Annotated in this window: 17 protein-coding genes and 1 other annotated feature; of the genes, 7 read left to right on the top strand and 10 right to left on the bottom strand. The window is 46.0% G+C overall.

The features are described from left to right. Positions 1-362 precede the first annotated feature (362 nt). From MKZ09_RS09250 to MKZ09_RS09240, 3 genes are all read right to left on the bottom strand, one after another. The gene (locus tag MKZ09_RS09250; RefSeq protein WP_051491295.1) at positions 363-908 is read right to left on the bottom strand and encodes a hypothetical protein; all 546 of its coding nucleotides are present in this window, start codon (positions 906-908) and stop codon (positions 363-365) included. A 212-nt stretch (positions 909-1,120) separates the two neighbouring features. Then, positions 1,121-1,540 (bottom strand): DUF350 domain-containing protein, encoded by a 420-nt coding sequence (locus tag MKZ09_RS09245; RefSeq protein WP_036683543.1) that lies wholly within the window; start codon positions 1,538-1,540, stop codon positions 1,121-1,123. Between the two features lie 31 nt (positions 1,541-1,571). After that, the gene (locus MKZ09_RS09240; protein ID WP_076206339.1) at positions 1,572-3,938 is read right to left on the bottom strand and encodes an endonuclease MutS2; all 2,367 of its coding nucleotides are present in this window, start codon (positions 3,936-3,938) and stop codon (positions 1,572-1,574) included. A gap of 152 nt (positions 3,939-4,090) precedes the next feature. On the opposite strand from MKZ09_RS09240, the gene MKZ09_RS09235 reads away from it, so the two are divergent. After that, positions 4,091-4,438: a phage holin family protein gene (locus MKZ09_RS09235; protein WP_036683548.1), complete on the top strand. Its 348-nt coding sequence runs from the start codon at positions 4,091-4,093 to the stop codon at positions 4,436-4,438. 70 nt (positions 4,439-4,508) lie between these two features. Here MKZ09_RS09235 and MKZ09_RS09230 read toward each other — a convergent pair whose 3' ends face one another. After that, positions 4,509-5,444, bottom strand: coding sequence for a diguanylate cyclase (locus tag MKZ09_RS09230; protein ID WP_076206341.1), 936 nt, complete (start codon positions 5,442-5,444; stop codon positions 4,509-4,511). Between the two features lie 446 nt (positions 5,445-5,890). On the opposite strand from MKZ09_RS09230, the gene MKZ09_RS09225 reads away from it, so the two are divergent. Beyond that, positions 5,891-6,244 (top strand): cupredoxin domain-containing protein, encoded by a 354-nt coding sequence (locus MKZ09_RS09225; protein ID WP_256715140.1) that lies wholly within the window; start codon positions 5,891-5,893, stop codon positions 6,242-6,244. Between the two features lie 140 nt (positions 6,245-6,384). Here the strand turns inward: MKZ09_RS09225 and zapA are convergent, their stop codons facing one another. From zapA to pheS, 3 genes are all read right to left on the bottom strand, one after another. Next, complete coding sequence (gene zapA / locus MKZ09_RS09220; RefSeq protein WP_076206343.1) at positions 6,385-8,475, bottom strand: cell division protein ZapA; 2,091 nt, start codon at positions 8,473-8,475, stop codon at positions 6,385-6,387. Between the two features lie 199 nt (positions 8,476-8,674). Then, positions 8,675-11,119: a phenylalanine--tRNA ligase subunit beta gene (gene pheT, locus MKZ09_RS09215; protein ID WP_076206345.1), complete on the bottom strand. Its 2,445-nt coding sequence runs from the start codon at positions 11,117-11,119 to the stop codon at positions 8,675-8,677. 119 nt (positions 11,120-11,238) lie between these two features. Continuing rightward, on the bottom strand, positions 11,239-12,273 hold the full coding sequence (gene pheS / locus MKZ09_RS09210; RefSeq protein WP_076126387.1) for a phenylalanine--tRNA ligase subunit alpha: 1,035 nt from the start codon (positions 12,271-12,273) through the stop codon (positions 11,239-11,241). A 60-nt stretch (positions 12,274-12,333) separates the two neighbouring features. Further along, positions 12,334-12,619: a binding site (T-box leader), on the bottom strand. Between the two features lie 265 nt (positions 12,620-12,884). On the opposite strand from pheS, the gene MKZ09_RS09205 reads away from it, so the two are divergent. The 5 genes from MKZ09_RS09205 (at position 12,885) to MKZ09_RS09185 (ending at position 20,706) form a co-directional block, all read left to right on the top strand. Next, positions 12,885-15,446 (top strand): hypothetical protein, encoded by a 2,562-nt coding sequence (locus MKZ09_RS09205; protein WP_076206348.1) that lies wholly within the window; start codon positions 12,885-12,887, stop codon positions 15,444-15,446. 24 nt (positions 15,447-15,470) lie between these two features. Continuing rightward, entirely contained in the window at positions 15,471-16,814 is a 1,344-nt protein-coding gene (locus MKZ09_RS09200) for an efflux RND transporter periplasmic adaptor subunit (protein WP_076206350.1), read from the top strand. Next, on the top strand, positions 16,811-17,509 hold the full coding sequence (locus MKZ09_RS09195) for an ABC transporter ATP-binding protein (protein WP_076135911.1): 699 nt from the start codon (positions 16,811-16,813) through the stop codon (positions 17,507-17,509). The genes MKZ09_RS09200 and MKZ09_RS09195 overlap by 4 nt, the downstream gene beginning before the upstream one ends. Further along, the gene (locus tag MKZ09_RS09190) at positions 17,506-18,678 is read left to right on the top strand and encodes an ABC transporter permease (protein WP_111503141.1); all 1,173 of its coding nucleotides are present in this window, start codon (positions 17,506-17,508) and stop codon (positions 18,676-18,678) included. Before MKZ09_RS09195 ends, MKZ09_RS09190 begins: the two co-directional genes overlap by 4 nt. Positions 18,679-19,092: 414 nt before the next feature. After that, entirely contained in the window at positions 19,093-20,706 is a 1,614-nt protein-coding gene (locus MKZ09_RS09185) for a sensor domain-containing diguanylate cyclase (RefSeq protein ID WP_076206352.1), read from the top strand. Between the two features lie 61 nt (positions 20,707-20,767). Here MKZ09_RS09185 and pulA read toward each other — a convergent pair whose 3' ends face one another. The 3 genes from pulA to MKZ09_RS09170 form a co-directional block, all read right to left on the bottom strand. Next, entirely contained in the window at positions 20,768-23,155 is a 2,388-nt protein-coding gene (gene pulA, locus MKZ09_RS09180; protein ID WP_076206354.1) for a type I pullulanase, read from the bottom strand. Between the two features lie 379 nt (positions 23,156-23,534). Beyond that, on the bottom strand, positions 23,535-25,247 hold the full coding sequence (gene ptsP, locus MKZ09_RS09175; protein ID WP_076126376.1) for a phosphoenolpyruvate--protein phosphotransferase: 1,713 nt from the start codon (positions 25,245-25,247) through the stop codon (positions 23,535-23,537). Next, a complete protein-coding gene (locus tag MKZ09_RS09170) occupies positions 25,240-25,515 on the bottom strand; it encodes an HPr family phosphocarrier protein (protein ID WP_036683569.1) in 276 nt (91 codons plus the stop codon). Before MKZ09_RS09170 ends, ptsP begins: the two co-directional genes overlap by 8 nt. Between the last annotated feature and the right edge of the window lie 26 nt (positions 25,516-25,541).

Here is a 25,541-nt window from a genome sequence, read left to right as displayed (position 1 = left end):
GACTGCTTCAATCGTAAATCCATCATCCCATGGAGCTTACGGACTCAGTTGACGTTATTTACATGTTTTTAGCCTTTAAAACAAGGTTCGGACTCCAGTGATGCTATTCCTGGAAATAGGCCCAAATATAGGCGTTTTTCAAGCCAATAGCTGCACTAAAGTCCGATAGCATTCCAAATATCGGATAATGGTGCGATTAAGGTCGGCTGTGTCCGTTAGCGGGTTACTATGAGCATCCTACAGTGATTACATATACGCACGCTTCCGACAATGGACAACGGTCAAGTAAAGTCCAAAAAAGAAGGGGCGCAACCCAGCAGCTATTAGCTTATGGGACCGCCCCTTTTTTTATATACTTATTCTTACGCCTGAGCGTTGCTCAAATTGCGTACGAGCTGAATCCGATCTTCCTGTGCCAGACTGTGCTGAACATGGAAGCAGGAAGGACATACGTAAACATTGAGTGAGAATGGAGCGGTTAATACCGACTTACCTAGTGTAGCTGGAGCAGACGGCTCAAAGCTGCTCACAGGCTGCTTACCCGCAAGAATAGTGAGCTCATGACATTGAGTACATTCCGGAGCTTCCTCCTGAATGGCTAGAATAGCTGAGACACTCTCTTCGTACTTGTTCAAGTCATAATCATCACCGAATTGATTAAGCGTATTATAGATTGGAACTACACTGTCTTTATCAGGCTCTCCCCAAAGATCATCATCATTAACAACCTCTTGTTTGGGTTCCTCTACGACTTCCTCTACCTCTTCTTCTTCGATGCCGTCAATCCCAACAGTGACCGTACGGTATCCGCTAAGCTCATTGTTACAGTGAGGACAATTCTCCTCAGGTCCAAATTCCTCGTCCCATACAATTTCAGTATGACACCAAGGGCATACAGTTGTTTCCATCTTTATAATCTCCTTCATACTTTCACTTTTAAATTTAATTCATCATTAAATAAATAATACCGGCTGCTATAAAAGCAATTGCTGACAGAAACAGAACTCGGGTGAGAATCTTCATGATTTCCTCCTAAGATACCCCACAAAGAGTGGGACTGCTCAATTCAAAGCTTGTCCAGATCCATAATCCTTTGCAGGGTGTCCTTATAAGGACGGATTTAAAAAATAGCCGCACCTATTACATAAGACAACGATACCGAGATCAGCATGGCAATAAGTCCAACAGCACGGTTATCCGCAGCGATCTCCTCGTCAATAGAGAATACAGGGGTCAGAAATTCAAATAAAAAATAGGCAAGCAGTAGCAGCAAAAAACCGACGACGGACCACTTCATTGTCTCGTAAATTGAAACACCTGCTTCAATACTGAAACGCAGTACGTTGCAAATTCCGAAGATTTTGCCGCCTGTGGCCATTGCCACTGCCAGGTTTCCCTTACGTATTTCTTCCCAGCAATTATATTTCGTTACCATTTCAAAAAAAGACAGAAATACAACCAGCCCAAGAATCGCCACTGCAAAGTAGCCAAGCAAGGCACCTAGCGGATGACCCAGCAAAAGATCAATATCTTCTTGCACGCTTTCCCCTTCTTTCTGCCGGGAAATCCCGCTATTGCAGCTCAGCCACAGTTACGCCCGCGCCGCCTTCGTTATAATTCCCGAGCCGATAACTCTTCACATGCTTGTGCTTGCGCAAATATTCCTGAATTCCTGTGCGCAACACACCCGTTCCTTTACCATGAATGATGGCGATTTGGCCCAGATTACCTAAAAAGGCTTCATCGATAAAACGATCTGTCTCCATGATAGCTTCCTCCAGGTTAGTCCCGCGCAAATCCAGTTCACTGCGAATGTTCTCATCACGGGAACGTTTGACGGTTGTCGCATGGCGAAGGGCCGTTGGCGCAGCTGTTGCTTTCGAGGAGAGCAATTCCAAATCATCCAGCCTTACCTTCATCTTCATAATGCCAAACTGCACCAGCGCCTCTTTACTACCGCTTAGCTCCACCACAAAGCCCTTTTGGTTCAAGCTGTCGACTTTCACTTCATCTCCAGGACCAATTGTCCGTGGGGCCTTGGTAGTCTTGCGGGTAGCAGCCTTCTTGCGCGGTGATGGCTCAGCTTCATCCAGACGTCGCCGCGCTTCAATCAGCTTATGCTCTTTAACTGAAGCTCCTTCTTCCATTGCCAAGCGGCGCAAATCACTGATAATTTCTTCAGCTTCCTTACGCGCTTTGTCCAGGATCGCGCTGGCGTCCTTCTCTGCCTTCTCGAGGCGTTTCTCGCGCTGGCTTTCCAGCTTTTCAAGCTCTTGCTGTTGTCTGCTGCGCAGCTCTTCCACTTCGCGGCGGATGCCCTCTGCACGTTCATGCTCCTGTTCCGCTCCCAGCCGATTCTCTTCGAGAGAAGCAATCATATGCTCCACGCGCAGATCTTCTTCCTTCACTTCACCGCGGGCATGCTCCAGAATCGCATGAGGCAGGCCTAGACGCTCGGCAATCGCAAAGGCGTTGCTTCGTCCGGGTACGCCGATTAACAAGCGATAGGTTGGGCTAAGGGTCTGGACATCAAATTCCATACTGGCATTGATGACTCCCTTACGCTCATAAGCATATGCTTTCAGTTCGCTATAATGTGTTGTTGCGACCATCCGGCATTCGATCCGGTGTATATGCTCCAGAATGGCAATTGCCAGCGCGGAGCCTTCTGCCGGGTCGGTTCCAGCACCCACCTCATCAAGCAGAATAAGGCTCTTAGGAGTCATTCTACGCAGAATGGAGATAATATTAGTCATATGACTAGAGAAGGTACTCAGACTTTGCTCGATGCTCTGTTCATCGCCAATATCAGCATAAATGGCATCAAACACACACATCTGGCTGCCTTCCTCTGCTGGAATAAACAAGCCGGACATCGACATTAAGCTTAACAAGCCGATGGTTTTGAGGGTAACGGTCTTACCACCTGTATTCGGTCCGGTTACGATAATTGAGCTGTATTGATTGCCCAGCTCCACGTCCAAAGGAACCACATGCTCAGCTGGAATAAGCGGATGCCGCCCTTTGCGCAGCTTAAGATAACCGCGGTCATTCATACGCGGCTGAGTAGCCTTCATATCACGAGCAAGACGCGCCTTGGAGAAGATGAAGTCCAGTTCTCCCAGAATATCAATATCGTAGGTCATTTCTTCCGCAATGTCGGCTACAAGTGCCGTCAGCCTGTGTAAAATGATCTCGATTTCCCGTTCCTCACGCAGCCGTGTTTCACGAAGTTTATTATTCATCGCCACAATAGACTCTGGCTCGATAAATAAAGTCGCTCCTGATCCAGACTGATCATGTACGATACCACCGAAATGGGCACGGTACTCCGCTTTTACAGGAATAACAAACCGATCACCACGAATGGTTACCAGCTGATCCTGCAGCATTTTTGCTACAGAAGACGAACGAATCATCGAATCCAGCTTCTCTCGAATTCTGGTCTCTCCTCCGCGCAATTCACGGCGAATGTTAGCCAGCTCAGAACTTGCTGTATCAAGTACATCAGCATTCTCGTCTATACATAAACGGATGGCATCTTCCACATGTTTTTGCTCCGATAAAACATCGCTCAGTGAGAACAGGAGCTCAATCTTTTCTTCCTCATGCATAGCTGCCAGGAAACGTTTGACTCTGCGTGCGCCGCCAATGGTATTTCCAACGGCCAGCAGCTCAGTTGTTCCCAGCATTCCGCCTATAGAGGCACGTTTTAGTGCAGCTCGAATATCGCTTACCCCACCGAACGAAGGAATGCCCTTCAGGCGATCCACATTAGCCGCTTCATCCGTAGCTTGAAGCAGCTTCTTCACGCCTTCGAAATCGCCGGAGGGCCTTAGCTGCTCCGCAGCCAATCTCCCCATGGGGGTTTGCGTATATTGCATTAATTTATTTAAAATCTTGCGATATTCAAGCGTATGCAAAATTTTGTCGTCCAATTACAGTCACAGCTCCCTTCATAGATGTTTCCATTATACAGAATTCAGGTCAATTTCGCTATTTGGGTCTTATTTTTAAGCATAGAATTACGTAATAAGGTCACAATAAGAACTGCACATATCCTTAGCATGGGCCAAAGGAGGTTAGTACAGTGAATTTCTTAAGTCATGTTGGTCGTTTTGTGGTCGCAGCGCTTGTTCTGATGGTTGTTGGCTGGATTGTTCCACAGTTCACGGTTGGTGGGTTCTGGAGCGCTCTAATCCTTGCACTGGTGATTGCGCTACTCGGCTGGGTAGTCGAAGGAATCTTCGGCAAAAAAGCAACGCCTTTCGGTCGCGGTATCGTCGGCTTTATTGTCAGTGCGGTAGTTATCTGGGTCGCTCAATTCGTAGTCAGCGGAGTCAGCGTATCCATTCTGGGTGCCATCTTAGCAGCTCTTGTCATTGGGATTATCGACTTGTTTCTGCCGGTATCCACTCCATTTGAGGCCGCTAAGTAACAAAAGCTCTTCACAACACAGAACCCCCTATTCCGGTTCTTCTCCGGCAATAAGGGGTTCTGTGTTGTTTTTATGCAAAAGACACAATCTCCTCTTTATGACTCTCCGCACAGTTGACCACTCTGTTCTTGCCTTGTTTTTTAGCGGTATAGAGCGCTTTGTCTGTTTTACGAAAGAGAAGCTCTTTCCCATCCCCAAGCTGATAATCACAAATTCCAATGCTCACGGTGATCGGCCTATTCCCAGCCTGCAAATGTTCAATTTGAGCAATATTTTTCCGTAATTTTTCTACTGCTTCATAGGACTCCGAGAAACTTTTGTCTGTAAAAATCACAGCGAACTCTTCTCCGCCATACCTAGCCGCAAAATCATTTAACTCAATCATGCCGCCTACCTTGTCCGCTATCACCTTAAGCACAAGATCTCCAACCCTGTGTCCGTAGGTATCATTTACTTGCTTGAAGTTATCAATATCGAAAAGGGCCAGCTGTAGCTGAAGGTTGTTGCTTTCACATTGCTCCAATAATGAATCCAAATATTCATGAAAGGTTTTATGATTATAGAGTCCAGTGAGTGCGTCTATTTTCAGCAGCTTATCCGAAATAGCCCTCTCCACCATTAGATCTTGGCCCGTCTTGGTTAATCTTTCCAAATTAATACGCGCTTCACGAGCACGAATAATTACTGCAATAGCCATCAGCACAAATACCAAAAATACACACTCTACCATCAAGAATTCAAGCAGCGGTTTATGTAGGAATGGCCGTTCCAACCCAAAATATACCCCGGCATAAAACACAATACTAAATAACCCCATTATGTACAGGAGCTTACGATCAAAATAAATAAGAGCAACCATAATCGGCATCATAAGTGTCATCTGAGCACCGTCAACAAAAGGCTCTAATACAAAATACATAAGGTAGGACACTAAAAACCCGCAGCTAACCACCCCATATTTAGGGGACTGTTTACTATAACGCAGCCACAGCTCCGCAGTAATCATAAGGACCACAATTATTAAATTACAGGCTATGAATAAATGCCATAGATTTGTGTCCAGGTTGTTTTTATTTGGAGTCGGTCAATATTCGACAAAAACAGCAACTGTGAGATTAATAAAAGAATGACTACCATCCAATAGCCTTTTAAGATTCTACGGTGCCAAACCTCTGTACTTAGCGCATCGTTAATACTTGTAATATGTATCCCCTACTTTTATACGTTAATGTAATAGCTTTCATTATAATAAATTTTAGTTATATTTTCATCATTTTTTTGCAATTTACGACAAAGTTTGAACAGTCTACCTGTTCACATATTTTTCACATTTCATCAAAGCGCTTACTTAAATTTTAAGTTATGATGTCTACATAATTGTCACATTTTCACTATGCTTGGACTTCTTGGGAGGGGATTTAGATTATTAAAAAATTTGCAATTCTACTTTCAATGGTGTTCGTTATAGCACTTACAGCCTGTGGTAACAACAATGATAGTGCTGCGGGCAATGCTAACACATCGGAGCCGGAAATCGAGGCAGAAACAGAACTCATAATTACAGCTACAAATTACAGCTTTGATCAGGAAGAATATCATCTAAAAAAGGGTGTTCCCGTCAAAATTATTTTTAAAAATGATGACGGCAATCACGGTATCCTTATTCCAGAGTTCGAGCTGCAGCTTAATGAAAAAAAATCCTCAAAGGTGATCGTACCCGAGGAAGCTGGAACTTTCGAAATGACCTGCTCCATTATGTGTGGCTCCGGACATAGCGGAATGAGAGCTACAATCATCGTGGAATAGATTACACATAAACAGCCGATTATTAGGGATTCCCCCTGATTTCGGCTGTTTTTTTTTAATTTGAGCTCATTAATAAAGAGAGCTGACCCGAAATAGATCTCTCTACTCATCAGGTCAGCTCTCTTACTTGCATCCGGCACTCAACTGTCTTGCTCGATCAGTTGAATCCATTCATTATATTCATTTTGTAGCTTGGCATATTCCTCTTTAAGGTTACGATGCTCATCTGTCAGCTTGTCAAGCTCTTCCTGACGCATTTCAAACTGGAGCTGCAACAAACGAAGCTGTCCTTGAACCATTTCATAGCTTTCACCAACTTCACCTAGCTGCTGAAGCACCTCGCTACGTTCACGATCAATAGCTTCCTGTTTCATCTCAGCCTCGCCGGCCTCCTGCTGCCAAATGTCGATCTCCTCACGCAGCTTCGCTTCGAGATCCGTCCACTGCAGCTGCTGTTCGGATAGTTCCTCGTACTTATGCTTCCAGGAAGCTCCGTACGCCTCTGCTTCCTTCAGCACTTCCTGTTGCTCAGCAACAGCAGCAGCAGCTTCACGACTAGCTTCAGATAATTCTTCTAAGCGTCGTGTTGCCTCTTCGCCTTCTTCCTGCAACAGTTGATATCTTTCCTGCAGGCGTTCCCCTTCTTGCAGTACATCGTCGTATTGAGCAATCAATTCCTCATAACGAACACGAAGCGCAGACAGTTCCTTCTGAACCTGCATACCTTGCTCCCGAAGTACCGCTGTTTCGCGTTCTGCATCTGTACGAAGCTGAACCTCCTGATCCAGCTGCTGTACTAATCCATCGGCTTGCCCACGTAGCATGTCGATCTCTTTCTGAAGCAACACGGATTTCTCCTCAGACTCCAGCAGATTCATTTCCAGTTCACCAATATCTTCCATGCGTTTATCCGAAAGCTCCTGCCAGTTAGCCGCCTCTGCTGCTGATCCCGCAAGCTCTTCCTGTACACGGTGCAGATTCTCACTCGTCTCCTGTAGTGACGCTCTTAGCTCTGTAGCTTCATTCTGTGACAGTTGATAACGCTGGCGTAACTCTTCCAGCTCCTCATTCAACAGTGTGCCCAGCTCAGTAGCCGTGCGTAGCTCTTCACTGAGCTGTTCTTCACGTTTAACAATCGCTTCATATTGTCCAAGAAGCGTCTGTCTTGCATCTCGCTCACTCTTAAGACTGGCTTCAGCCGCACGTAATCTGGACTGAAGCTGCCCTGTCCCACCACGAAGCTCAGCCAGCTGTTTCTCCAGCTCTTGAATGTTTTGCTTATGTCTATGCTCTTGAGTGCCTTGTGACTGGCGCAGTTCCTTATTCTTGGTTTGCTCCCGCTGCAGTGCTTCACGTTCTTCCGCCAGCTCTTTGCCCAACTTCGCTTTGGTACTCTCAAGCTCCTTACCTAAGGTCAACTTGGTATCCTCAAGCTCTTTACCCAGCGTCAATCTGGTATCTTCGAGTTCTTTACCTAATGTAGACTTGGTAACCTCAAGCTCTTCCTCCAGTGTTGACTTGGTCTCGGTCAGCTCAAGCTGCAGAGCAGACAGCGTATCTGCCTTCTCCTTGGTCAACGTCTCCCGGATGTTCTCCAGCTCTTGCAGATGAGCAGCCTTCTGCTCCTCCAGCTGCTGTAAGCGGATGGCTTCCGCCTTCGCCAGTTCCTGCCGCTGATGTTCACGATTAGCTGCCTGCTCTTCTTCGTAGCTTGTCCGCAGTGCTTGCAGCTCTATCTCGCGTTCAAGCAACTCTTCTTCCAGCTTCTTGCGTGCGGCTTCCACAGCTTGCACTGCCTCCTGAAGCTGCTCCGCATGTACCTTGCGTTCATTCTCCTGAATCTCCAAATGCCGCTTACGTTCTTCCTCCGCAGCAGCAATCAGTCGCCCAGCCTCTTCTTTGGCCGCAGCTTCAAGTCGCTCGAATTCTTCCTGCCGCTCCCGCTGTACCTCCAGCAGGCGAGATACTTCCAATCGCAGTTCACTGCGTTCACCTGTCATCATGTTAATTTCATTTTTGAAGTCCTGAACCTGAATAGCCTGCTCCGCCATATGTACAGCTGCAAGCACCGCTATACGCGGTGTGTCCAGTCTGGTGTGAGATTTAGAAATCGTGCGCATATGTTCATCAACATAACGGGCCACTTGTTTCATATATTCAGTACTGCTTCCGACGAGTTTATAGGAAGTTCCGTATATCTCCACGGCGACACGTGTCCGGTCCATAGCCACAGTTGTGCCCTCCTTTGTATGTGTGCGGATTCTAAGCTAGTTTCACTTCTTCTATTGTAGCTTTTTTGGTAAGCATTTGGCAAAATCCCTAATATTCAATAGATTATGGCTGATATTCTCCGCTTTGCACTCTACCTAGAAAAAGCCGCAGCGAATCTCAGTTTCTAAATGGATTCGCTGCGGCTTTACACAATTCCTGCTACTTTCTTAATTCTGCACCAAAAGTTTGTTGAAGAGAGGCTAATACCTTCTCATGCACCTCTCCTACTTCCTCATCAGTCAGTGTATGTTCACTATGACGATACAGCAGTGAGATCGCGATGCTCTTCTTTCCATTTTCCAGCTTACCGCCAGTATAAACGTCAAATACCTGGACGGACTGGAGCAAAGTGCCTCCGTTATCGCGGATGGAAGCCAGCAGATCGCCCGCTGGTACAGCGGAATCCACGACCACAGCAATATCCCGTTCCATTCCCGGGAAACGCGGAAGCTCATTATATTGCAAACGGCTTTGCGCACTTTCATATAACGGCTGCAATAAAATCTCTGCCGCATAAGTATCCACCAGATCCAGCTGTCTTTGCAGATCTGGATGAATCTGTCCCATCGTTCCGATCTTCACACGGCCCTCGTTTCCGAGTAAATATACCGACGCAGAACGCCCAGGATGATATCCTTCTGGACTATCTCCCACGTAGATAATTTTGTCAGTCAGCCCTAAATGAGCAAATACCGTTTCCAGCGCACCCTTCAAATCAAAGAAGTCCACAGGCTGTGCCGAAACATTCCATTGCTTCACTGTTAAGCTTCCGCTAAGCAGCAGCCCCAGCACCGGCAGTTCGCGTGGCTGGCGAGTCAACTGTTCTTCATCTGTGAAGAAGACGTTGCCGATTTCAAACAATGCCAAGTCGCTTTGACGACGATTGGTATTGTAGCTGGCAATATCCAAGAGTTGCGGAAGAAGGCTGGTACGCAGTACGCTGCGTTCTTCACTCATCGGCATAGCCAGTTTTACCGCTACTGCTCCTTCTGATAACTCAGGGAACATTGTGCTTTGTTGCGGCTGGATGAAGGAGTAACCCATCACCTCTTGGTAACCGCCATGTGACAATAGGCGACGCAGTTCACGACGGAGCGCTTGCTTGTGAGTTAGTGCTCCTGGCGTTGTAATTCCTTCAATTAGAGTCGTTGGAATATTGTCATACCCGTACAGGCGGGCAATTTCTTCAATAAGATCAACATCGTAGCTGATATCGCCACGTCTGGTTGGAACTTGAACTTCAATCAGCCCTTGTGCGGTATCTCCGCATTTGAAATGTAGACGGCCAAACAATGTCTTCACTTCCAACAAAGACAAATCTGTTCCCAGATAACGATTCAGTTTCTCTAAGGACAAGGTGAGAACCTTCTCTTGGACAGCGTCAGTTCCTGCCTGCACGATGCCTTCATGGACCGATCCGCCAGCATAACGTGCAATCAGTACTGCTGCACGGTTCAATGCAGGAATAACTGCACTTGGATCCACTTCCTTCTCGAAACGAAGGGAGGCCTCAGAGCGAAGTCCCAATTGACGCGAGGTTTTACGAATCGTTCCTCCATCAAACTTAGCAGATTCCAGAACAAGGTTTACCGTCTCAGCAGTAACCTCTGTATCCCGTCCACCCATTACTCCGGCCAGACCTACAGCTTTTACTCCATCAGCGATAACGAGCATTTGCGGCTCTAACTTACGCTCTTGACCGTCAAGTGTAACCAAAACTTCACCTTCATGGGCAAGACGAACGCCGAGTTCTCCACCTTGTACTTTATCTGCATCAAAAGCATGCAGCGGCTGTCCATATTCCAGCATCACATAGTTGGTAATGTCCACGATATTATTAATTGGACGAACCCCAGCAGCCATCAGACGATTCTGAATCCACAGCGGTGATGGTGCAGGTTTAACACCTGCAATATAACGAACTGCATAATGGCTGCAGTATTCTTCATCTTCAATCTTGACGGAAATGGAATCCGCAGCAGGACCACTGATCTCAATTATTTCGCTTTTTGGATCAGGTAATTTAACTTCACGCCCAAGAATTGCACTTACTTCATAAGCAGCACCAATCATGCTGAGGCAATCTGAACGGTTCGGAGTCAGATCGAATTCCAGAATCTCGTCATCTAAGCCGAGGACCTTGGAGATATCCTGACCAATCTCTGTCCCTTCAGGCAGCACAAGAATACCTTCTTGTTGCTCTTTTGGAAGCAATTTATCATTCAGTCCCAATTCTTTGGCCGAGCAGATCATTCCTTGCGACAGGACACCGCGCAGCTTGGCTTTTTTGATATCCAGTCCTGGCAGCTTTGCGCCAACCATTGCTACAGGTACAGTTTGACCTGCAGCTACATTTTTTGCACCGCAAACGATTTGTAGATCCTCATCTTGGCCCACATCCACGATACATACGTTCAGCTTGTCTGCATCAGGATGTTTTTCCTTTGATTTCACATAGCCGGTTACGATGCCGGAAATGCCTTTATTGCGGCGCTCTACGCCGTCAATCTCAATGCCGGCAGCGGTAATCTTCTCCGCTAGCTGTTCGGCGGTTACTCCTTCAATCGATGTATAATCAGCCAACCATCCGGTTGATACTTTCATATCCGCTCACTTCCTTTATGTTTCAGATGTATTTATTTCACTGTTGTTCGCGCTGCTTCCTGTGGGAGAACGCTCCAAAGCCATTCTCCAGCCACTATCAGCCAGCGCGCCCACAAAAACTAAACGCCCTTGAACTGCTTCACAAAACTCATGTCATTACTATAGAAATGACGGATGTCATCGATGCCGTATTTAAGCATTGCAATCCGCTCTACACCCATTCCGAAGGCGAAGCCGCTGTACTCAGCAGGATCATAGCCACCCATTTTCAGTACATTTGGATGCACCATACCGGCGCCAAGGATTTCTAACCATCCGCTTTGCTTGCAAAGTCTGCAGCCATCGCCGCCACATTTGAAGCAGCTTACATCTACTTCAACACTTGGCTCCGTGAATGGGAAAAAGCTCGGACGAAGACGAATGCCTGTATTCGGTCCAAACATCTCCTGCACAAATTGTTGCAGGGTGCCCTTCAGATCACTCATTCGAATGTTACTTCCAATGACCAAACCTTCGATTTGGTGGAACTGGAAGGAATGCGTTGCATCATCATCATCACGGCGGAATACTTTACCCGGACAGATGATTTTAACAGGAGCTTCACCGTTCATAGCCTGCATAGTACGAATCTGTACCGGCGAGGTTTGAGTGCGCATTAACAGGTCATCCGTTAAATAGAAAGAATCCTGCATATCACGTGCCGGGTGATTCTTAGGCAGATTTAGAGCTTCAAAGTTATAATAATCGGTCTCTACTTCCGGACCTTCAGCTACACGGTAGCCCATGCCGATAAAAATATCCTCAATCTCCTGTACGACTCTGCTAAGCGGGTGAATGCCCCCTTGCTGCATACGGCGACCCGGTAAGGTTACGTCTACTTTTTCAGCCTGCAGACGTTGCTGGGTTTCCTGCTCTTGAAAAGCCTCCTGCTTCGCGCCGATAATCTCCTCAATAGCACTGCGAACCTGATTCGCTACTTGCCCTATTACCGGACGTTCCTCAGCACTAAGTCCTCCCATACCACGCAGAACCTCTGTAAGCTCACCTTTTTTACCGAGATACTTCACTCTTAGATCATTTAATACCTGCGGATCCATAACCTCCTGCAGCTTAGCCAGCGCTTCAACCTTCAATGCTTCCAACTTCTCTTTCATGGCCGTGTACAGCCCCCTTCAATCATTGTCTAGTTCAACAAAAAAAGGCCTTTCCTCCCGGTAAGGGACGAAAAGACCGTGGTACCACCCTTGTTAGACAAGCTGATCTGTTCCCCTTAAGAGCTTCATTCCCTCTTTTGGCTGGACAGATACCTATCTCACTTTATACAGAAATAACGGTCTGTGACCGGTATCCCCTACCCTTCCCTATTAGACAGCTTAAGGAATTCAGGGAACTGCTCCGGAGTGAACTTCGACAGCTCTGCTTCTTAGAAACGCTCTCAATCCGCGGCGTCTCCTCCCTGTAAGTCAGGCACTGTGTACTCTTCTCCATCACTGCATTTCACAATTCATGCTAATTGTCAGGTATCTCTTTACTACAAGAGATATGTCTCTTTATTATATGCAAAATCTGTCGTTTTGACAAGCTGGACAAAATTAGGCTAATTTTTATCTTCTTTTAAGCTGGCTTTAAGCTTCAGAGCCATTTTCAGAACTTTTTTTCAGCTAACATTCAGCGGAGCTTGATAATTTCCATTACTAGGAAGGCTTGCTTATCCACTCAGGTGCACCTTCGCAGACTATTAACTATCCTATTGGGAGGAAATCAAATGCATGGACGGAGAAAAAAAGTAGCCGCGGTGCTGCTAAGCACAGCTGTGCTTAGCCAGTCTGCGGCGTATGGAGCTCATGCCGCTTCGGCCGGGACTACATCCACCAAAGTTGCAACAACAGCTTCCGTATCCGCTCTGGATAAACTAGGCTCCATAGCCTTGAAGACTAACATCAGCGCAAAGCTGACGGATGTCAGCTTATTAACTCAGGATGGCGGAAATATTCTTACATACACACTCAGCTACTCTAATGGAAGCAACGCTAGCCTCAATCTGGTGGACTTTTTCTCCAAAGTAACTACTAGCGGCGGTACAGTTATTCAAGGAAGCCCTATTACCAGCAGTGCAACCATCCAATCCATTGCCGCGAAAAGCAGTCAATCTATCACCTACTATGTAAACATCGGCAAATCCACCTCTTTAAACGGGGTCAAAATTTCATTGTACGGATGGGACTTCAACACCACCGATTATCAAAAAAAGCTAGGGAACTTCACCGTACCAACAGGATATTCACAAGCTGTCGCCAGAGGGCAGAGTAAAAAGATCACCCTAAACAATCTCCCTGTAACCACCAAGGCAGAGAGCCTGCAAATTTATAAATATAACGGTAAGGTCTATGCCAAGGTTGGCGTTAGCTTCACTAATCAAGGAACCAAGGTACTCAGTGATACTGGACTTAAAGGATACCTCGCTTCCGCTGGAGGTTCTGTATTTGAACTCGCACTTGATGACACCAGCACCAGCTATAAAGTACAGCCACAAGAAAAGAAGACGATCTACTATTTGACGGAAATCCCTTCTTATATGAAGACAGACAACATGTCGCTGCAATTTGCCGGAGAAGATGCCTCATTAAAAATAGCGTTGCCGGTTGTCGCCTACAACCTCCCCGCTGCAACAACACCGGATCTTGTCGTAGCCAGCAATGTCACGAAGAAGCTTACAATCAGCAATAATACAGTCGAAACACAGCTGAAAACGGCTAACGTCTATGCTGACAATGGCAACGCAAAGTGGACTCTACAGTTCCGCATCAAAAATAGCGGCAACAAAGCGGTGAATGTGCCTGCCTATGAACTTGCTATTAAAGCCGCTGAAGGGTATAGCTTTCCGGTGGATACGAAGGATTTTGCCAGCCTAACATTGAAACCGCTTGAAGAAAAGATTATTGAACTCAGCGCAGACGTACCACTCACACTCAACCAAGGAACATTGCAGCTGCAAATGACTGAGCCGGCTGCTGAAGGCAAGATCATTTTTCCTGCCGCCTATTATCAGATTCCTTACACGCTGCAAACTAACAATTGGCAGGACACGGAATACCCCATTGAGAACAGTCACGGTACATTTGTTGTCAAAATTGCAAACATTCAAAGACTCCCTTGGTCTGAAAAAGACCAGATCGTGGCTAAAATCAACATCCGCAACACTAAATCAACCTCTGTTCAGCTTCCTACGCTTACAAGTGTCATCAAAGCTGGAGAAAGTGACATCAGCAGCACTTCCCAGGTTGTCTCAGAAAGTACGCAAACCATCCTCGGTCCAAATGAATCGGCTGATGTGTATGTCGTAGCCAATGTTCCTTATAGCTATACTTTCAATCAATTAAAAATCACCCTGCAAGAAACTTCAGGTGAAAGTAAGCTTAACTTCCTTTCTCTAAGTACTACCCAACTGGACAGCCGAGTACAGAGTGTTGCAGCAGAAAATTCTTTCCATCTTGAGCTTGAAGGTAAAAAAGCGGAATTACTTGTACGCCGGACTCTCGTGTACCCAGGTACAGATTCAAATATCTTGTACACAGAACTGGAAATGAACAGTGAGGAATCGCGTAAATCCGAACAGGCTCAGCTCGTAGCCTATTACAAAACACAAGACAATCAATATTATGAAGCCGAAGTCACCCAGTCCAAAACCTCCACAGGTCCTAACGGAAAAAGCCTGGTCACCCTCTGGAGTAAGCTCCCTCTAGGTATAGATCCAGCGAATCTTGTCCTTTATATCGGGGAAGGTGTTTCAGAAGGCAAGCTTACCGCTCCTGGCGGCCAATCGACGGGTTACATCAATACGGTATCACTTGGACTGAACCAGCTGGGGGTGGAGCCCAAAGGCAATCTTTTGAACGTGGAAATGTTTCCTTATACCCTATCCGTTACAAATGCAACCGCCACCGTCACCGCTGGTAAAGATACGCTCAGCACTGTCCTAACCTACAACATGTCAGCCAGCACGCTTTATGAATCAGGCACCTATGAACACAAACTGGTGTTGGAGCTGATTGACCCCTTAGGACAAAGCATGGAAAAACCATTAACGCTTGGCACAGATCTACAATTAGGTAACTTCAAGTCGTACACCACAACCTTCACAAGCAGCCTTTACAAAACACTGGGTGGCGGCGCAATCCGGTTGAATCTATACGACGAATTCCAAGGCCATCGAAATCTGCTGGGAACACAAACCTATGTTGTCACTTATCAGGCGGCATCAACGACTTCGAACAGCAACTCTACTTCTGGCACAGATCCAGACACCAGCAATGCATCCGGCAATTAATATGATGAGCTATGGAGGATAGAAATGAAGAAGAAAAAAATAGTGTTCTGGACTCTTGGAGTAGTAGTTGTAGCCACAGCAGGAATGCTGGTTTATACATTGTTACCTGATAAGAACAGTCAAGCCGCTGAAGTGCCTGTTAATACAGCTAGCGTTACAAAGGGCGATATCGTAGTTAGTGTATCCGGAGCCGGCTCCGTGATTGCTACAGAAACTGGTAAAGTAAAAACGAAGGACAGCGGGACCGTAGCTGAGGTTCTTGTCAAAGAGGGCGATCTCGTGAAACAGGGCCAGACTTTGATTACCTTTGAAGGCAATGATCTGAGTGACAATCTCAAGCAGGAGCAAACTTCACTTGCCTCACTTGAGACCGATCTTGAGGACAAGCAGGAGCAATATAAGAAGCTGGCCGTGGCAGGTGCAGCAGAAGATGAGCTGGCAAATGCCAAACGTTCGATTGAAAAGGCCAAAACCGACATTTCGGCGCAACAGGAAAAAATAGCTTCTGTCCAAGAAGATATGCTTCCTCCTGATCCGTTAACGGCTCCTATTGACGGAACTGTAACGACAGTTAATATTGCAAGCGGTGAAAAAGCCATGGACGGCTCTGAACTCATCGACATTACCGATTATGCTAATTTAAGTGTAGTTGTGCAGGTGGATGAGCTTGATATTCCTACTGTAAAGCTAGGGATGCCTGCCACTATTTCATTGGATGCTCTGCCTGATACAGAATTCAAGGGCACGGTTACGAAAATAGCTAATGAGGGCACCGCCTCAAACGGTGTCTCCCTCTTCGATGTTACCATAGGTCTAACAAGCTCCGAAGGTGCTCTTGTCGGAATGTCTGCGGAAGTTTCAGTAACCACTGCTGAGAAAAAGGATGTATTAACAGTACCTATTGAAGCTGTACAAGAAAGAAACGGAAAATACACAGTTTCTATTCCTCTAGCAGCGGGTTCAGCCGCAACTTCCAAAACTACTGGCGAGGGCCAAGCACCAATGCCTAGCGGGGCTCCTGATGCTCGCGGCAGCGCTATGCCCAGCGGGGCTCCTGATGCTCGCGGCGGCGCTGCCGGTGGAAGAAATCGCGGCAATAGCTCAGGACAGATGGTCACTGTCGAAGTGGGTCTCCATGATGAGAGCAGCATTGAAATTGTCAGCGGACTCCATGAAGGGGACCAGGTGATCATCCCTACCGTAATCTCTACGAAAACCGGAACAACCAGCACGGAAACGGAAACTAGAGGCGGTATGGGTGGCGCTGGCTTCGGCGGCAGTGGCTTTAGTGGGGGTGGCGGCTTCACCGGAGGTGGCGCTGGTGGTATAGGCAGCGCACCAGGTGGTGGCGGAGGTGGCGGCAGATGAGTGCTTCAGCACCTCTGATCGAAGTTCACGACATGTCCCACGGCTACACAATGGCCGGAGAAACCATGACGGTCCTAAATAGCCTTTCCTTTACAATTGATCTGGGGGAGTTCGTAGCTATTATTGGTCCCTCCGGTTCTGGTAAATCAACACTCATGAATATGCTTGGTTGCCTCGATATCTCCGATGAAGGAAGTTATCTTCTAGATGGACAAGAGGTTCGCAAGTTATCCGACAATAAGCTCGCAACGATCCGCAATGAGAAGATCGGCTTTATCTTTCAGAATTTCAACCTACTCCCCAAGCTGTCAGCCATTGAAAATGTGGAGCTTCCATTGATTTACCGTGGCCTCCCCCATCGGGAAAGAAGACAACTAGCACAGGAAGCACTCATTAAAGTAGGGCTGGAGGATCGGATGCATCACCGCCCTTCTGAGCTTTCGGGAGGACAGCAACAGCGGGTAGCGATTGCCCGGGCTATGGCGGGATCTCCCCCTATTCTACTCGCCGATGAACCAACCGGGGCACTGGATACGCGAACGGGGCAGGAAGTCATGCAAATGATACGTGAGTTGAATAAGCAAGGACATACCATTATCCTCATCACACATGATCTGGAAATAGCTAAACAAGCGGAGCGGATTATTCGTATTCAGGATGGCAACCTCGTGGAAGATCGGAGGAATGCGGGGTGAAATTGTACCAAAGCATGCGAATGGCCCTGAAGAGCATCAACAGCAGTAAGGTTAGAGCTTTTTTAACGATGCTTGGGATTATTATTGGAGTCTCTTCGGTCATCATTCTTGTTTCTGTTGGGCAAGGAACTACTTCACAGATCACAGAGCAGCTAAACGGACTAGGCACAAACCAACTTACTGTAAACATTACTGGCCGTGGGGCGACTACCTCTCTCACCTATGAGGAAGCCCTTGCTCTAGGGGATATAGAGGGCATAGCAAATGTAGCACCTGTAATCAGCGGCAATGCTACAGCCAAGAATAAAACGGACAACGTTAGTGTAACTGTAGAAGGAATCACCCCCTCTTATGAGGAGGTTAAGGATTTTCATGTACAGGCGGGCCGCTTCTTACTTGATATTGATAACGAATACCGGCAAAAGGTAGCGTTGATCGGTTCAGGTACGGCCGAAGATTTATTCGGTACAGACAATCCTGTAGGGCAAAAGGTCCAGTTAAACGGAATTAGCTATAAAATCGTTGGGCTTTTAGAAACAAAAGGCTCCAGTCTAAGTGGTTCCAACGACGATATCATACTCATTCCTATAAGCACTGCAGAACGCCAATTAAAAAGCAAAGGCGTACGTTCCATCACCATTAAGACAACTTCAGCAGATACTGTAGCAGCCGCAAAAGCAAAACTGGAAAGTACGCTTGATGCTAAATTCAATTATGCGGATAATGCTTTTAGCGTGTTTGACTCTCAGGAAATGCTGGAAACTGTCAATTCCACAACAGATACACTTTCCATGGCGCTTGCAGGCATAGCAGGCATCTCGCTTTTTGTCGGCGGCATCGGAATCATGAACATCATGATCGTATCTGTCAATGAAAGAACACGTGAGATTGGTATCCGTAAAGCAATTGGTGCCAAAAAATTCGATATCCTCGCTCAATTCATGATTGAATCCATCGTGCTCAGCGGTTTGGGTGGGGTGCTCGGGGTCGGCATTGGTGTCGCGGGCAGTTGGCTGCTGGGTAAATACTCTGCACTTACTGTTTCCATTGCTTGGGATATGGTACTGATTTCTTTTATTTTTTCCTTACTCATCGGCGTGATTTTTGGAATGATGCCTGCGAACAAAGCCGCACGACTTCGCCCCATTCACGCACTGCGTAACGAATAATGTATGATTAGCTGTCCTATAGTCATTAAGATGACTGGGGGCAGTTTTTTTTCAGCAGCTGTAAAAGGTATCATTTATGATCGAGTTGGGTAATAGGAACCATCGGTTTGAATATAGATAATTCAATAGGCCCACACACTAAACTTTAAATTTTGTCTTTATGATTATTATCTGAGTAAAGATTGCTCTATAAGCAGCACGTCCTATATACTTGATATACTAGAAACTACCATTTACTCACACGTACACTTTCCTATGTTTTTCCACTATGTATACAACACCTCTTTTATCCCAAAAGCACCTTCAAACATCAGTGAATGAAATAAATTACGCCTGACCATAGATTGCGTTCTGCAGGTTCTACTTAAGCAGCAATAGATTTTCTTAATCATCTTATACAGGGAGAAGATGACTGTGGCAGGATTCTTTGAGTTCAAGGTAACACGCAAACTATTCTATGTCTTCGCTGCAATCTCCGTCCTTCTGGTTGGGATCAGCGTCGCCTCGCTACTCTATTTAAATTACACGATTAATAGATTGTCAGATTCTCTTTATGATGATATATATCAGAACTCTAAGCTCATACTGAGCGCCGATCGTGATCTGCATCAAGCCGCTGTAGCCTTACAAATCGCAATAGGTCCAAACCTAACAGCCGCGGAAGGTGAACAGTTCACTCAGGAATTTACAGATAATAATCTTCAGGCACAGGAACGAATAAGTCTAGCAAGATCAAATATCAACGCTATAAAAAACCCTTACAGTGATATGAAACAAAGTGGAATTATCCTTTCCGAATTAAAAAACGAGCTCAGCTCCTTCGAAACTACCATTTTCAAATGGAAAAATTCAGGGCATACGCTAATAACAGAACGGACGAAGAGCAGCTGGAACCCGGATTCATATTCTGCGCTCACCCTAAACTCGCAATTCAATGAAGCTAGAGCACATCTCGATCAAGCAGAGGACTTGATTGGCAACTACGCTTTGCAAGTAACGGATGGTTTTGAGGATAAAAAAAGCGCTTTGTTCTCTCTTTATTCACTCCTCTTATTTGTGTTTCTCTTAGTTATTATTTACCTTGGACGCAAAATCATCTGGCTCCAGAATGAAATGCTGGAAGAACAAACACTTTATCAGCTTATCGGTGAAACCATGTCTGATTTCATTATTTTGACGGATCCCAACGGGTTGATTCTATACGCTTCTCCCTCACACTCCAGTATTCTAGGCTATGTGCCTAAAAAAGGAGATCCGTTATCCAACTACATACGTGAACCGGAAATTGCCTGGGCTAAATTAAAAAGTGTTGTTCAGGGAACTCCGCGTATTTCTGAACTGCGCATGCGCGGAGCAGAAGGCCAATGGGTATGGCTTGAAACTAAGGTGTCACCTGTTCTCGGCAGCCGTAAATTCCCAGCACAATTTATGCTGTTATCTCGGGAAATTACCCAGCGAAAACAATACGAAGAACGACTACATAAGCTAGCTTTCTATGACCATTTAACAGCGATTCCTAACAGGGCTCATTTCAAAATGTATATGGAGAACCTTATCACCCAACCCGAAGGACGGAGGCAAAATATTGCGCTTGCCCTGCTGGACTGTGATAGATTCAAGCAGCTAAATGATACCTTAGGCCATCTGGCTGGAGACGAATTTCTTCAGCTGCTCTCCCGTGAACTCCAGCATACGGTTAAAGGAATAGGTCAGGCCTTCCGGATCGGCGGAGATGAGTTCGCCGTTGTACTGCATCGATTCACTTCTCCAGAGATGCTTGAAGAAACACTGCAGCGGTTACTTAAACTGTTCAACAAGTCTTGGTCTGTTGATAACGGGTCCAGCTTCCACACCTCCGCGAGTATCGGAGTCGCTTTATTTCCTGAACACGGAAGCAGTATTAATGAACTGCTGCGTGCCGCCGATTTGGCGATGTATCGCTCTAAAGACCATGGTGGCAATAAAGCCAATCTCTACTACGAGCTTGTGGATGAAGGGTTGGCTAACCAGACCATTGTAAAACCATAAGAGCAAATAAAAAGCTGTCTCAGGAAAATTCAACCCTGAAACAGCTCTTTTTGTATGGCCTCTAACTGCTTAACCGAAGATGATCTTCTGAAATTTCGTCAATCTCCTGATCACGATCCCGAACTAAGACCTTGGTTAACTCTCCATTCGTAGAACAATCTATGAAACGGTCTCCGTCTCCATCTTTTTCTTCCCAATCATTAAGCCGCAAAATATATCCGATGGATTGGGTATCTGGCAGCACTTCGATACGGGCTACTGCACGCCCGTTCTCCATATAACGGAAATCGCATTGTCCATCCTGGATTCCTGTATCCCAAACCCAAAGATTCCAGCCTTGGTAATTCTGATCTGGGCGTTCATAGTGTATTTCGATGATTTTAGAGCGTGGGGCTGGCTCACCACATTCATCATAAAGGACCATCATCGACAACCCTTCCACCTCTACCTCATTGCCTTCGATTCTGCGGATAGCGTCTATCCCGGCACGGGTATGGTCTACTACTACGTTCCAACTATCAGCAACCTCAGGAAGTGATACCGGCATCCGGTCATTATTAGCATTGAAGACAACGGTAATATTGTTCCAGAGATCGCCTCCTGCATGGCTTCTAAGCAGATACGATACTATTCCGCCATCACAACGCAGAAATTCTAATGAGCGTTCAATTTCCTGGCGGCCATGCAGACGAAATGCGGGATGTGTGCGCCGTAGCTCAATCAGGCCTTTATAATATTGAAATACGGGCTTAAATGTGCTTTTCATATTCCAACGGATCGAGTTGACCGCATCACCGCTGCGGTAGCTGTTATGATCTCCAAATTTACTGCGCAGGAGCTCATCTCCAGCATGCAGGAAAGGAATCCCCTGCGATGTCAGAATAATTCCGTTAGCAAGTAAGGATCGACGTACAGTTTCATTACCGAGAATATTCTCCTGATCTACATTCACGTATGGATTGGCAAGGGCCACTGCATCTTCCAGATCTTCGTTATCCATGTTAGCGATTACCGGAAAATCAGCTTCCTGGCTCCCTCCTTGAACGATAAGCATCTTATCCCATAAATTCAAATTATCATGGGCAGTTACATAGTTCACCGATTCCACAGGCGAGTCCGTAAACTCATGAATTGCTCCTTTAATTCCGGCTGCAATAGCACCTTCTTTGCCGTATTCGCCTGTCACGAACCCTCTTCCGAAGCCATCACTATCCCCTTTGATCGCTGAACGGAAGTTATCGTTGAAGACAGCATAGCCCTTGCCCCGTTGTACACCTTTTAGCGTTTTAGTGGCCAGCGGAGAATCTCCACCCGTCCAAGGTTCACCGTAAAGCAACAGATTCGGATTCACTTCTAGCCGAAGCTCTTCCGTAATCTCCCGCATGGTAACACTGTCCATCAGTCCCATTAGATCAAACCGGAAACCATCCATATGATATTCCGAAGCCCAATAAGATAAGGAGTCCTTAATAAATTTACGGACCATCGGACGTTCTGTAGCCAGCTCATTGCCAACCCCGGAGCCATTCGACAAACGTCCCGTAAAATCGCGGCGATAGAAATAATCTGGGACAAGCGGCTCAAAGGGGCCATTCTCCACAGCATACGTATGGTTGTAAACGACATCCATAATTACCGCGATCCCGCGGCTGTGCAAGGCCTGCACCATCTCTTTAAATTCACGAATCCGCAAGCCAGGATTGGCAGGATCTGTGCTGTAAGATCCTTCAGGTACATTATAATGCTGGGGATCATACCCCCAATTGTAGTCCACATTAGCTATGGAGAAACCCCGATTGACCACCTTCAGCTCATCCACGGTCTGAAAATCAAATACCGGCATCAGATGTACATGGGTAATCCCTAATTCAGCCAGATGATCAATCCCCACGGTATTTCCTGCCGAATCCTTTAATCCAAACTCGGTAAATGCTTTGAATTTACCCTTATAATGCATACCTGAGCTCTCATGTGAGGAGAAGTCACGAACATGCAGTTCATAAATCACTGCGTCGGCAGGATGCTGTAACGGAGGCGCTACATCCTGATCCCAATGTTCTGGATTCGTATCCTGCAAATTAACGATTGCTGATCTTAAACCATTTGCAGATACCGCTGTTGCATAAGGATCTACTGCTTCCGTCACATTGCCATCTGCAAAAACAGCACGGTACATATAATATTTCCCTTTTAGATCACCTGATAACTTGGTCTGCCACACTCCACCATTACTACGCTGCATATATACAATACGACCATTGTCCATAGCACTCTTAGGTGACTCCGTATTCAGTTGATGCCCACCTGTTTCGTAAAGTACAAGGGACACAGCAAGTGCCGTAGGGGCCCAGACTTTAAATACACTGTACTCCGTTGAATACGTCAAGCCTAAATCCTTGCCCTCGTAGACTTCCATCATCAATTCTGCATTTATATAATTTTTACTCATGAATTAACACCATCCTATGGCTCCCCACGTAACCTGTGGGGTTGCTTATAAGTCCATATATTACCAATTTATTTCATATTAATACTTGCACAGCGCTGCAAGTCGGCAAACGGAGTATAAACTTTCTATGGATCCTTACTATTATATGTACGACATATTTATAGGTTTGGGTTCCTTATCGACTTTATGCTCATTACTAATACTATCGGTATAGACATCTGCGCAATAAAGAAAATAAACAGTGAACAGTAAATAAGGTCGAATTATAGAAAATTATAGGTTAAAAAACATAAAAAAGCCGACCTCCAGCCATCGGAAGTCGGCAATAGTAGTTGGAAAACAGTAGAACGCTAAAACGGATTAATGCATGCGTAAAAAGTTACTTAGCGATACTTTGAACAAGCGCAGCGACTTCTTCAGCCGTGCCAAGCTGCAACGCTTTTGCAGCCAAATCCTTCATGTCGGCAGCCGACAATTTAGAAATTTGACTACGTGCTGGCAAAATGGAAGTTGCACTCATGCTGAATTCGTCGAGACCAAGACCCAGTAGCAGCGGAATAGCTGTTGCGTCACCAGCCATTTCACCACACATCCCCGTCCATTTACCTTCTGCATGCGCTGCATCAATTACATTTTTGACCAAACGCAGGATGGCTGGATTGTAAGGCTGATACAGGTAAGATACCTGTTCATTCATACGGTCCGCAGCCATTGTATATTGAATAAGATCATTCGTACCAATACTGAAGAAATCAACTTCCTTAGCAAACTGGTCAGCCAGTACAGCAGTTGATGGAATCTCAACCATTATGCCGAGCTGAATGTTGTCTGATACTTCCTTACCTTCTTCCCGAAGCTTAGCTTTTTCTTCGAGCAAAAGATCACGCGCAGCACGGAATTCACCAAGCGTAGCTATCATAGGGAACATAATGCGAAGATCCCCGTGAACACTCGCTCTTAGTAATGCGCGTAATTGAGTACGGAAAATATCCTGACGATCCAGGCAAAGGCGGATCGCACGGAAACCAAGGAAAGGATTCATTTCCTTCGGAAGGTCAAGATAAGGCAGCTCTTTATCGCCACCGATATCCAGGGTACGTACGACTACCGGCTTACCCTTCATGTTCTCAAGTACAGTACGGTAGGCGTTATATTGAATTTCCTCAGAAGGCAGCTTATCGCGACCCATGTAAAGGAACTCAGTGCGGTACAGACCTACACCTTCGCCACCATTCTCAATGACACCATTCACATCATTCGGTGTACCAATATTGGCAGCTAGCTCAACATGTTTACCGTCTGCTGATACTGTAGGTTCGTCGCGAAGCTTCTTCCATTCTGCGATTTGCAAGTCGTAAGCTTCCTGCTTGCGAGTATACTCTGCCACTTCAGCTTCGCTAGGATTGATCAGAACGTCTCCATTCAGACCATCGACAATCACCAAATCGCCAGAATTCACTTCTGACAGAACCGTTTTAGTTCCAACAACCGCTGGAATTTCCAAAGAACGTGCCATAATCGCAGAGTGGGAAGTACGTCCACCAATGTTCGTTGTGAAGCCTTTAACGAACTTACGATTAAGCTGTGCTGTATCCGATGGTGTTAGATCTTGAGCAATCACGATTACTTCTTCACTGATTTCTGCAGGACTTACATAATGAATGCCCAGCAGGTGGTTCAGCAAGCGCTTGGTAACATCACGCATGTCAGCTGCACGTTCCTGCAGATAGGCACTCTTCATATTTTCGAACATCTCAATGAATTGTGTAGCCACTTCGTTTAGCGCATAGTCCGCGTTAACCGATTCCTCACGGATTTTATCAATTACAGGATTGATCAGCTCTGGGTCATCAAGAATAAGCAGATGTGATTCGAAAATCTCAGCCTTCTTCTCCCCCAGCTCTGCCAAAGTACGCTCTTTAATCGTTTGCAGCTCCACTCTTGATTTGGCGAGTGCATCATTCAACTTAGCGACTTCTGCTTCAGTATCACTGATACTTGTCTTCGTAATCGTATAATCCGGATGTTTCAGGATAAAAGCACGGGCTACTGCAATCCCTGCTGAAGCCGCGATTCCTGAAATCTTATTCATGGATTTCCCCTAGCCCTTCTTTAATCATTACTTCTTGAAGAGCGTTCAAAGCTTCTGCTTCTTCGCTTCCTTCAGTAATCAAAGACAAAGTATCTCCAGCTTCAAGACCCAATGACAATACGCCAAGAATGGATTTCAAAGTTACTTTTTTACCTTTAGCTTCTGCAAATGCTTCTGTACCTTTGAATTTTGTTGCTGTATTTACCAAGGCAGTTGCTGGACGTGCGTGAATTCCATCTTCATCGACAATTCTGAATGTTTTTTGCATAATATTATCCAACTCGCTTTCTGTTA

This window comes from Paenibacillus sp. FSL R5-0908 (assembly GCF_038006245.1).
Classification (GTDB): Bacteria; Bacillota; Bacilli; order Paenibacillales; family Paenibacillaceae; genus Paenibacillus_AQ; species Paenibacillus_AQ odorifer.
Note: the sequence above shows the minus strand (reverse complement) of the source record. Positions and strands in the feature narration are given on the sequence as shown.

Excerpts from the sequence above, each read along its gene's own strand:
- MKZ09_RS09250 (WP_051491295.1), bottom strand. The coding sequence starts at position 908 with ATGGAAACAACTGTATGCCCTTGGTGTCATACTGAAATTGTATGGGAC.
- MKZ09_RS09230 (WP_076206341.1), bottom strand. The coding sequence starts at position 5,444 with ATGATTACTGCGGAGCTGTGGCTGCGTTATAGTAAACAGTCCCCTAAA.
- MKZ09_RS09225 (WP_256715140.1), top strand. The coding sequence starts at position 5,891 with ATGGTGTTCGTTATAGCACTTACAGCCTGTGGTAACAACAATGATAGT.
- pheT (WP_076206345.1), bottom strand. The coding sequence starts at position 11,119 with ATGAAAGTATCAACCGGATGGTTGGCTGATTATACATCGATTGAAGGA.
- pheS (WP_076126387.1), bottom strand. The coding sequence starts at position 12,273 with ATGAAAGAGAAGTTGGAAGCATTGAAGGTTGAAGCGCTGGCTAAGCTG.
- MKZ09_RS09205 (WP_076206348.1), top strand. The coding sequence starts at position 12,885 with ATGCATGGACGGAGAAAAAAAGTAGCCGCGGTGCTGCTAAGCACAGCT.
- MKZ09_RS09200 (WP_076206350.1), top strand. The coding sequence starts at position 15,471 with ATGAAGAAGAAAAAAATAGTGTTCTGGACTCTTGGAGTAGTAGTTGTA.
- MKZ09_RS09195 (WP_076135911.1), top strand. The coding sequence starts at position 16,811 with ATGAGTGCTTCAGCACCTCTGATCGAAGTTCACGACATGTCCCACGGC.
- pulA (WP_076206354.1), bottom strand. The coding sequence starts at position 23,155 with ATGAGTAAAAATTATATAAATGCAGAATTGATGATGGAAGTCTACGAG.
- ptsP (WP_076126376.1), bottom strand. The coding sequence starts at position 25,247 with ATGAATAAGATTTCAGGAATCGCGGCTTCAGCAGGGATTGCAGTAGCC.
- MKZ09_RS09170 (WP_036683569.1), bottom strand. The coding sequence starts at position 25,515 with ATGCAAAAAACATTCAGAATTGTCGATGAAGATGGAATTCACGCACGT.